The organism is Streptomyces sp. NRRL WC-3742 (assembly GCF_000720635.1).
In the GTDB taxonomy this organism is placed as follows: Bacteria; Actinomycetota; Actinomycetes; order Streptomycetales; family Streptomycetaceae; genus Kitasatospora.
Genome location: NZ_JOCF01000019.1, coordinates 84,101 through 93,292, shown reverse-complemented (window position 1 = coordinate 93,292; position 9,192 = coordinate 84,101). Strand labels below are relative to the sequence as shown.

General features: G+C 70.6%; 10 protein-coding genes and 1 tRNA gene. 9 read left to right on the top strand and 2 right to left on the bottom strand.

The window, feature by feature from the left end:
* The 9 genes from IH61_RS44455 to IH61_RS0113495 all read left to right on the top strand — a co-directional run.
* Nucleotides 1-145, top strand: a 145-nt coding sequence (locus tag IH61_RS44455) for an acyl-CoA dehydrogenase family protein (protein WP_267884010.1), incomplete at its 5' end; no start/stop codon positions are given.
* 141 nt (nucleotides 146-286) lie between these two features.
* Complete coding sequence (locus tag IH61_RS0113530; protein ID WP_078911074.1) at nucleotides 287-970, top strand: TetR family transcriptional regulator; 684 nt, start codon at nucleotides 287-289, stop codon at nucleotides 968-970.
* 209 nt (nucleotides 971-1,179) lie between these two features.
* Nucleotides 1,180-1,890, top strand: a complete 711-nt coding sequence (locus IH61_RS0113525) for a YukJ family protein (protein ID WP_031069230.1) — start codon at nucleotides 1,180-1,182, stop codon at nucleotides 1,888-1,890.
* Between the two features lie 388 nt (nucleotides 1,891-2,278).
* Nucleotides 2,279-3,487 carry a sensor histidine kinase gene (locus tag IH61_RS0113520; protein WP_031069228.1) on the top strand — a complete coding sequence of 403 codons (1,209 nt, stop codon included), beginning with the start codon at nucleotides 2,279-2,281 and terminating at the stop codon, nucleotides 3,485-3,487.
* Nucleotides 3,484-3,885: a roadblock/LC7 domain-containing protein gene (locus IH61_RS0113515; RefSeq protein ID WP_031069226.1), complete on the top strand. Its 402-nt coding sequence runs from the start codon at nucleotides 3,484-3,486 to the stop codon at nucleotides 3,883-3,885. Before IH61_RS0113520 ends, IH61_RS0113515 begins: the two co-directional genes overlap by 4 nt.
* A 38-nt stretch (nucleotides 3,886-3,923) precedes the next feature.
* Nucleotides 3,924-4,262: a DUF742 domain-containing protein gene (locus tag IH61_RS0113510; protein WP_078911073.1), complete on the top strand. Its 339-nt coding sequence runs from the start codon at nucleotides 3,924-3,926 to the stop codon at nucleotides 4,260-4,262.
* Nucleotides 4,237-4,830: a GTP-binding protein gene (locus IH61_RS0113505; protein WP_031069223.1), complete on the top strand. Its 594-nt coding sequence runs from the start codon at nucleotides 4,237-4,239 to the stop codon at nucleotides 4,828-4,830. The genes IH61_RS0113510 and IH61_RS0113505 overlap by 26 nt, the downstream gene beginning before the upstream one ends.
* 8 nt (nucleotides 4,831-4,838) lie before the next feature.
* Nucleotides 4,839-6,191, top strand: a complete 1,353-nt coding sequence (locus IH61_RS0113500; RefSeq protein WP_031069221.1) for a cytochrome P450 — start codon at nucleotides 4,839-4,841, stop codon at nucleotides 6,189-6,191.
* Nucleotides 6,188-7,294, top strand: coding sequence for a tryptophan dimethylallyltransferase family protein (locus IH61_RS0113495; RefSeq protein ID WP_031069220.1), 1,107 nt, complete (start codon nucleotides 6,188-6,190; stop codon nucleotides 7,292-7,294). The genes IH61_RS0113500 and IH61_RS0113495 overlap by 4 nt, the downstream gene beginning before the upstream one ends.
* Nucleotides 7,295-7,355: 61 nt before the next feature.
* Here IH61_RS0113495 and IH61_RS0113490 read toward each other — a convergent pair whose 3' ends face one another.
* On the bottom strand, nucleotides 7,356-8,663 hold the full coding sequence (locus IH61_RS0113490) for a flavin-containing monooxygenase (protein ID WP_031069218.1): 1,308 nt from the start codon (nucleotides 8,661-8,663) through the stop codon (nucleotides 7,356-7,358).
* Between the two features lie 386 nt (nucleotides 8,664-9,049).
* Nucleotides 9,050-9,134: transfer RNA gene (locus tag IH61_RS0113485), tRNA-Leu, on the bottom strand.
* Between the last annotated feature and the right edge of the window lie 58 nt (nucleotides 9,135-9,192).

Here is a 9,192-nt window from a genome sequence, read left to right as displayed (position 1 = left end):
CACGGACGCGGTGCAGCTGCTGGGCGGGTACGGGTACACGCGGGACTACCCGGTGGAGCGGATGATGCGCGACGCGAAGATCACGCAGATCTACGAGGGGACCAACCAGGTCCAGCGCATCGTCATGGCCCGCAACCTGCCGTAACGGCAGCCCCTCGATTGGCCGGGCCCGGGCGCACCGGCCCGGCCGGTCGGGGCGACACCGCACGGCGGTGTTAGGTTCCCGAGAGTGAGCGAGAAGGAAGAGCAGGACCAGGCCATGAACGACGGGCCCTCCAAACCGGCCATGCGCGAGGCGCTGGTGGCCGCGGCCTTCGAGCTCTTCCTGGAACGCGGCTTCGAGCAGACGACCGTCGACGACATCGTCTCCCTCGCCGGCGTGGGCCGCCGCTCCTTCTTCCGCTACTTCCCGGCGAAGGAGGACGTGGTCTTCCCCGACCACGAGCGCAGCCTCGCCGAGATGACCGAGTTCCTCGACTCCGGCACCGGCGAGGAGGACCCGGTCAAGCACGCCTGCGACGCGGCCCGCCTCGTGCTGCGGATGTACGCCGAGCAGCCCGCCTTCTCCGTCCAGCGCTACCGCCTCACCCGCAAGGTCCCCGGCCTGCGGGCGTACGAGCTGTCGGTGGTCTGGCGCTACGAGCACACCCTCGCCGCCTACCTGCGCGGCCGCTTCGCCGCCCGCCCCGAAGGCCCGCTGCGCGCCGACGTCATCGCCGCCGCCGTGGTCGCCGCGCACAACCACGCCCTGCGCACCTGGCTGCGCTCGGGCGGCGAGAGCGACTGGGTGGCCGAGGTGGACGCGGCGATGGCCTTCGTCACCGACACCTGGAGCGACCGCCCGGCCGATCGCGGCGCCGCCCGCCCGGGCGAGGAGCCCGAGGACGAGGTCGTGGTGCTGGTCGCCAGCCGCAAGGCCCCGCTGTGGCGGATGGTCCAGGGCATCGAGAGCGCCCTCGGCGGCAACTGACCCCTCGGAGGCTTTTCGGGCACCGGCGGGGAAAGAGGGCATGGCGATCACGTCAACGTAGCGTGCGCCGAAAACCCTTATGGGGGACGGAAAGTGAACATCCGTCGATTCTCCGCGAGTTCGCGCGGCGGGTACGCCATAACGGAGGCACCCCTGACCGGGCGGCCCCTCGGGCCCCCGGTCGTCGAGCAACCGAGGAACCCCAACCCATGCCGATCAAGGACTACGGGGTGCTCGCCGGCACCGCCGTCGACCGGCGCCGCGAAGGCGCCACCGACACCCCGCACTACCAGATCCACCTGCGCGACCAGGACGGCACCGACTACCGGGCGGCCGTCAACGTCCTCTCCCAGCAGGCCCCGTCGGACCTGAGCTACTTCGCCTCCGAGGACTTCCGCCACCCCGTCACCTCCCTGCTCCCGCCCGCCGGCAGCGGCTGGACGGCGCTGCCCTCCCGCCCGGGTACGGCGAGCCTGGACTTCGTCCGGGGGCACCTGTTCGACCAGGGGGCGATGCACGTCCTGCCGCCGGACGCCCCGGGCCCGGACAACGACCTGGCCGACCTGCTCGACCGCTACGTCCAGCAGGCGATCGCCGACACCTCCGCCACCCTGTACGTCCTCGGCCAGCGCTTCGGGCCCGAACCCGGCGTCCCGGACAAGGTGTTCGGCTTCCTGCCGGGCAACGGTGTGCACGACGTCCACATGAACCAGGGCAACAGCGGCCGCTTCACCGCGGACGACGGGGTCTACCAGGACGGCGGTCTGCTGATCCACCTGCCCGCGGAGAACCGGTGGGCCGCGATCTTCCTCGCCTTCCAGTCCCAGTCCTGGCACACCGACGACCGCACCGGGCACGCCCTGCGGCCGTCCGTCCCGCAGCAGCCGGGCACCCCGCGCCCCTCCCACCACCGGCACTGACGCGCTCCGCGGTCCGCGCGCCCCCGACCGAACCCGTGCGCCCCTCGGTTGAACCCGGGGGGCACTCGGTACGTTCACCTCGATGACAGGAGCAGGGCGTTTGCCTCGACTGTCATGTTCTGGTCGGATAGGGTCCCGTCGGCCACGGCGAGGCAGATCGTTGAGCGACGAACTGAATCGCCGTCAAGGTGCTATCAGGGCTTGATGGGACGTCAAGGGGCTTTTCATCCGATGATATGATCACGGCGCTTGCCGGGGGGTAGGGCAGGCGCGAGACGCATGGTCGCAGGGACGGTCCGGTGGTGACCCCGGTCCGGACGGTCCGCCGAACCACCCCCGAATCGACGGTAATTCAGCAGCTGGCTGCCAGTCTCCTGAAGAGAGTCCTATGACGCATTACCTACAGAACCCAGTCCTCTGGGCTCTCCTCATCGTTCTCCTCGGCGCCATCGCCGTCATCGTCCGACAGCGCAGGACGGCGGAAGCCGCCCGGCAGGATTACGAGGGACTCAGAAGCCACTACACGAAACTGGAGAACGACTTCTCCCAGTCCGTGGAAGCCGCCCACGAGCGCGCCGACGAGGAGACGAAGACCGTCCTCAAGTCCGCGATGCGCACGCTCCAGGGCCTCGCCGCCGAACAGCAGCTGATCCTCTCCCGGCTGCAGACCAAGTACGGCGACTCGCTGATCCTCGAGGACCTCCTGGAGATCGACCACACGAACTCCCAGTTCGGGCGCCGTGCGCAGTCCATCGCCGTCCTGTGCGACGGCTGGCTCGGCCGCCAGCGCGAGGTCGCCTCCATCTACGACGTGGTCCGCAGCGCCCAGGGTCGCGTGCGCCACTTCAAGCGGGTGGAGATCCTCTCCCAGGTCGACTTCGGCATCACCAGCCGCGCCGTCGAACCGGTGGCGCTCGCGCTCGCCGAACTCCTCGACAACGCCACCAGCTATTCCAGCCCCGACACCGTCGTGGAAATCAACATCCGCACGGTTCCCAAGGGCATCTGCATCGTCGTCGACGACGCCGGCATCGGCATGAACGACGAGGAACGCACCCGCGCGGAAAAGCTCCTGACGAGCGAAAGGGTCTCCGGCGTCTCCGCACTCGGAAATCCGCCGCAGTTCGGGTTCGCCGTCGTCGGCGTCCTGTGCGAGCGCTTCGGCTTCGAGGTCTCCGTGGACTCCTCCTCGCCCTACGGCGGCGTCCGCGCCGTCCTCCTCCTGCCCCACGAGCTCCTCACCGCGATGCCGGAACAGAAGCCCGCGTCGCCGGCCGCCCCCGCGACCGTCGCCGAGTCCGCCTGGAACGGCTTCGAGTCCACCTCGGCCGCGAGCGTCGGCGTGGGCCCGGACGGCCTTCCCAAGCGCCGCCGCAAGCGTCCGATGTCCGTCGTGCCGACTGCGGGCGCGACGACCTCGACCGGTGCCACCCCCCGAGTCGACGCCGGCCCCCGTACCGGTGCCGAGACGGCCGCGATCATGGGCGCTTTCCAGAGGGGCACCCAGTCCGGCCGCGCCACCAACGGCCAGGGCGGCGGGGAACCGACGAACAGCAGCGCCCCTGCTGTGAGCAGTGAAGGACATGAGGTCCCGTGAACAACGATCTGTCGTGGATGCTTGACAGCGCCTTGGAGATCCCCGGCGCCCTGCACGCGGTCCTGATATCCGCGGACGGCCTGCTGATGGCCCGGACCAAGGACTTCGACAAGGACGACGCCGACCGGGTCGCCGCCGGCATGAGCGGCGTGCAGTCGCTGAGCCGCTCGCTGGCCTTCTTCTGCAACGGCACCCAGCACCAGTGGCGCCAGACCCTGGTGGAGTTCGACGGCGGCTGGGTCTTCCTGATCTCCGCGGGAGAGGGCGCCTACCTCGGTGTCTCCGCCTCCCCGGACGTCGACATGGCCGACATCACCTTCCGGATGCAGCAGCTCGTCGGCCAGCTCGGCAAGGCGCTGATGGCGCCCCCGCGCGAGAACCTCGGCGCGTTCCAGTGACGAGCCCCGGGGAACAGACACCCGACACCCCGCCCTTGGTGCGCTCGTACGTCATCACCAAGGGCCGGGGCCTGCCGGACGACGAACAGCTCTCCCTGATCAGCCTGGTCACGGTCTCGGACGCGCAGCAGCAGCGCCCGAGCCGCCGGCTGACCCCCGAGGAGCAGGGCCTCCTCGAGTTATGCGAGGCCGGCTACCTCACCGTGGCCGAACTCGCGGGGCACACCAGATTGCCCCTGGGGGTGGTGCGGATCCTGCTCTCGGGCCTGACCGAGGGCGGGTTCGTCATCGTCCGGCCGCCAGTCGAGCGTGCCTCCCTGGTGGACGCGCGAATCCTTGAGGAGGTGCTGAATGGTCTCCAAGCCAAGTTTGGATGAGCGGGCGTACGTCCGCGGCGGCGCGACCCAGACCGCGGTGAAGATCCTCGTCGTCGGGCACTTCGCGGTGGGCAAGACCACGTTCATCGGCTCGATCTCCGAGATCACGCCGCTCTCCACCGAGGAGCGGATGACCCGGGCCGGCGAGTCGGTCGACGACCTCAAGGGCGTCAAGGGCAAGACCACCACCACCGTCGCCATGGACTTCGGCCGCCTCACCCTCAGCGACCGCGTCGTCCTCTATCTGTTCGGAACGCCAGGGCAGCTGCGTTTCGTGCAGATGTGGGAGGACATGGCGCGCGGCGCCCTCGGAGCACTCGTGCTCGTCGACCCGGACCGCCTGGCGGACTCGTTCGCCGTGATCGACCTGATCGAGCAGTACGGGCTCGACTACGCGATCGCGGTGAACCGCTTCGACGGCACCCCGGTCTACGAGGAGGCCGCGCTTCGCGACGCCCTGGACCTCCTGGACGACACCCCCGTCGTCACGTGCGACGCCCGGGACGAGAAGTCCTCGGCCGACGCATTGATCACACTGGTCCGTCACCTGCTGGACCGTGCCAACTAGGAGCAGACATGGACGCTGAGTCCACCGCACTCGTGCCCCCGCCCGGGTGCCCCGCCCACGGAACCGGCGCCCGAATACCGCTGTACGGGCCGGAGTTCGCGGCCGACCCGCACGCCTACTACGACTACATGCGGCAGTTCGGCGCGACCACGCCCGTCGAGATCGCCCCGGGCGTCGACGCGACCCTCGTCACGGACTACAGCGCGGCGCTGCAGATGCTGCAGGACCCGTCCTCCTTCCGCAAGGACTCCCGCCGCTGGCGGGACCTCAAGGAGGGAAACGTCCCCGCCGACAGCCCCGTGCTGCCGCTGCTGGCCTACAAGCCCAGCTGCATGTTCGTCGACGGCGTCGAGCACCTGCGGCTGCGCCAGGCCGTCACCGACAGCCTCGCCAAGGTGGACTCCCGTCGGCTCACCCAGCGCACCCAGCAGATCTCCGACTACCTGATCGCCCAGTTCAGTTCGCGCGGCGCCGCCGACCTGTGCGGCGAGTACGCCAAGCAGCTGCCGCTGTTCGTCTTCACCGAACTGTTCGGCTGCCCCGCCGACATCGGCGACCGGGTGCTGTTCGGCATCTCCGGAATGTTCGACGGCGTGAACGCCGGCAAGGCGGCCGAGGTCCTGTTCCAGGCCACCGCCGACCTGGTGGCCCTCAAGCGGACCAAGCCCGGCGAGGACGTCACCTCCTGGCTGATGCAGCACGAGGCGGGCCTGTCCGACGAGGAGATGGTCTACCAGCTGGCCCTGGTCCTGGGCGCCGGCGCCGAGCCGCTGCGCAGCCTGCTGGGCAACACCCTGCACCGGCTGCTCACCCACGACCAGTACGCCCACAAGGGCGGACTGATCTCGGACGCCCTCGACGACACGCTGTGGGGCAACCCGCCGCTGACGAACTACCTCCCGCACTACGCGGCGGCCGACATGGAGTTCGCCGGCACCAAGCTCCAGGCCGGCGACCTGGTGATGGTCAGCATCGCGGCCGCCAACAACGACCGGGTGCTCGCCGCCGCGCGGCAGTCCGGCAGCAACCGGGCGCACCTGGCGTTCAGTGCGGGCCCGCACGCCTGCCCCTCCAAGGAGCCCGCCCGGCACATCACCGTGACGGCGATCGAGAACCTGCTCAACCAGCTGCCGGACATCGAGCTGGCCGTCCCCTCGGACAGCCTGACCTGGCGCCCCGGCCCCTTCAGCCGGTCGCTGACCGCGCTGCCCACGCGCTTCACCCCGGTCCAGGACGTGCGACGGCCGACGGCCTCGCAGCCCCGGCCGGAGAGCGCCGCTCGCGAGGAGTTCGTGGCCCCCTCACGCAAGCCGGAGCGCGGAGGTCTCTGGAGTTCCTTCCTGTCCTGGCTGGCGAAGTGACCAGTGGTAGATGCGGCCCCTTCGAGGCGCGGACGCTGGGCGGCTTCACGGCCGGCCAGCTGCACCGGCTGTGCCGGGTCGCCGGCCTGAAGGACCGCGACGCGGAGGGGTTCGGGCAGGTCCTGCGCGAGTCGCTCGGCCTCATGGCCGAGCGGCCGCTGGACCTGCCGCCGCCGTACCGGACGTCGCTGTCCGACGACCACACGCCGGTGGAGTACTCGCTGTCGTTCCAGGCGGACGCCCCACCGACCGTCAGGGTGTTGCTGGAGCCCGGGTGCGGCGCGGCCGGAAGGGCGGAGAACGGCAAGATCGGGCTCGCCTTCGTCCGCGAGACGGCACGGCGCTGGGACTTCTCCACCGCCCGCCTGGACGAGGTGGAGGACCTCTTCTTCCCGTCGGAGCCGCAGGGGCCGCTGGCCCTGTGGTGCGCCCTGGAGCTGGACTCCACGGGCGTCCCCAGGATCAAGGTGTACCTGAACCCCTCCGCGCGCGGTGCGGACCGGGCCGCCGAGACGATGCGGACGGCGCTGGACCGGCTCGGTCACCGCAAGGCGTTCGCCTCGCTGCCGCCCGGCGACGGGTACCCGTTCCTCGCCATGGACCTCGGGGCCTGGGCGGAGCCCCGGCTCAAGGTGTACGTCCGCCACCTCGGTCTCTCGGCCGACGGGGCGGGCCGGCTGTCCCGGATGTACGGCGGTCCGACGCCGGAGACGGTGCGCGAGTTCTTCGCCACCGTCTCCGGCGTCGGCCGGGAGCGGGGCGGTGGCACCCGGCTCGCCGGGCTGCCGGCGCTGTCCTGCCACTCCTTCACGCACCGGGACGACGAGCGCCCGACCGGGTTCACCCTGCACGTACCGGTGCGCGACTACGTCCCGCACGACGGCGAGGCCCTGGCCCGGGGCGTGGCCCTGTGCCGGCAGTACGGCATCGACCCGGCGCCGCTCGCCGAGGCCCTGGCCGCCGTCACCACCCGGCGGCTGGAGGACGGCGCCGGCCTGGTCGCCTACCTGGCCATCGCCCACCAGCGGGGCAGGCAGCCCCGGGTGACGGCGTACATCTCCTCGGAGGCGTACGCCGTCCGTCCGCCCGCCAGCGGCACCTGACGGCGGGAGGACGAGGACGAAAGGGGGCGCTGCCGCCGGTAGCGCCCCCTTCGTCGTCAGGTCACACGGTGTGGGGTTCCCGCTGGAACTCCCGCTGGAGCTCCCGCACATAGGGCACCACGTCGATCTGGATCGAGGCGCCGAGCCCGTGCCCGTAGCGCGCGGCGACGGCCTCCAGGTACGTGTCGATCTCCTGGTGCATCTCCTCCTGGGGAGGCAGTTCCGCGTCGCCCGTGATGAGCCGCGCGACCCACTCCGCCTGGGCCTCCAGGGACCGGGTGATGGCACCCACCGGGCGGATCAGGCCGACGAAGTACAGTCCCGGCCGCTCGGGCGCGACGACCCGCCGGTACAGCTCCACCTTGCCGCGCGGGCCGACCGGGCAGCCGCCCGACAGGAACGGGAAGGCCATCCGGTATCCGGTGCACCAGATGATGGCGTCCGCCTCGACCGTCGAGCCGTCGGTGAACCGGACCACCTCGCGCTCCAGGGCCTCGATCCCCGGTCTGGCCGTCACCGCGCCGTGGCGTATTCGGCTGAAGATCTCGTCGGAGACCGTCACGGCGGAGGAGAACAGCGGGTGGTCGGGTTCGGGGAGCCCGTAGTCCGAGAGCCGCCCCCGGGAGACGAGCAGGGCCTGCTCGATGTACTCGCGCCGCTCGGGCATCGACATCGCGGTGAACCAGGAGGACTCGGCGATGACGTCGCAGGAGATGCCGTAGAGCTGCTTGGGGACGACGTGCAGCCCGTGGCGCACGGACAGCACCGTCCGCGCCGCGCTGCGGGACAGGTCCGAGGCGATGTCCACGGCGGAGGGGCCGAGGCCCACCACGACCACCCGCTGACCCTCGAACTCGCGGGCATCCTGGTAGTCGACGGAGTGCAGCATGCGGCCGGTGAACGAACCCGCCCCGGTCGGCAGGGTGTCCGGGACCAGCGGTTCGGTGTTCGCCCCCGAGGAGACGATCACCCGCGCGAAACGGCGGCAGAGCGTCTTCCCGTTCGGGCCCCGGCTGTCGACCAGCCAGGAGCCGTCCAGGTCCTGCCGCACGGAAAGGACCTCGGTGCGGAATTCGATGTGCGGCAGCAGCCCCGCCCATTCGGCGAAGGACCGCAGATAGGTGGCGATCTCACGGTGCCCCGGATAGGCCGGATAGGAGTCCGGCATCGGGAACGCCGCGAAACCGGTCACCTCCTTCGCCGTGTTGATGTGCAGCGACTGATAGCCGGGACCGCGTTCCCCCGCGCCGGGCTGCCGCCAGATCCCGCCGACCTCGGGCGCCCGTTCCAGGCAGACGAACCCGAGTCCTCGTCCCACGAGCGCGTGCGCCGCCGCCAGTCCTGACGGTCCCGCACCGATGATGCACACCGGTGCCGTCCCGGGAGCGTCAGTGGCGAACGGGCTGCCTCGGAAATCTTCCACGGAACACCATCCTTCCTCTCCCCCCGGAAATGGATATGCCCGCCCGGCCCCGGCACTGAGCTGCGGAATCGGCGTCCCGACCCTGCGGTCCTCGGTGCCCGCCCGGAGCCTGGCGAGCGATGCGCGCCCAGTTAACCGCAAGCGGCGTCTGCCGAACAGTGATCGATTGAGGTACGCGGAGTGTGCTGACCGGAAACAGTCGAGGGGTTTCGCCGGTTGGCCGGAATTCCCCACGGGTGAGGGGGAGCGGTGGGCACAGATGGGCGGAGGCGGAGGGGGCACCGGGGGAAACGAAAAGCGGGCCAGGAGAATCTCCTGACCCGCTTCTTCGGTGTCCGAGGGGGGACTTGAACCCCCACGCCCGATAAAGGGCACTAGCACCTCAAGCTAGCGCGTCTGCCATTCCGCCACCCGGACGGGGTGTCGCCCTCGCGGCTTCCGATCTCTCGTCCGCCGCGCTGACAGATGTAACTGT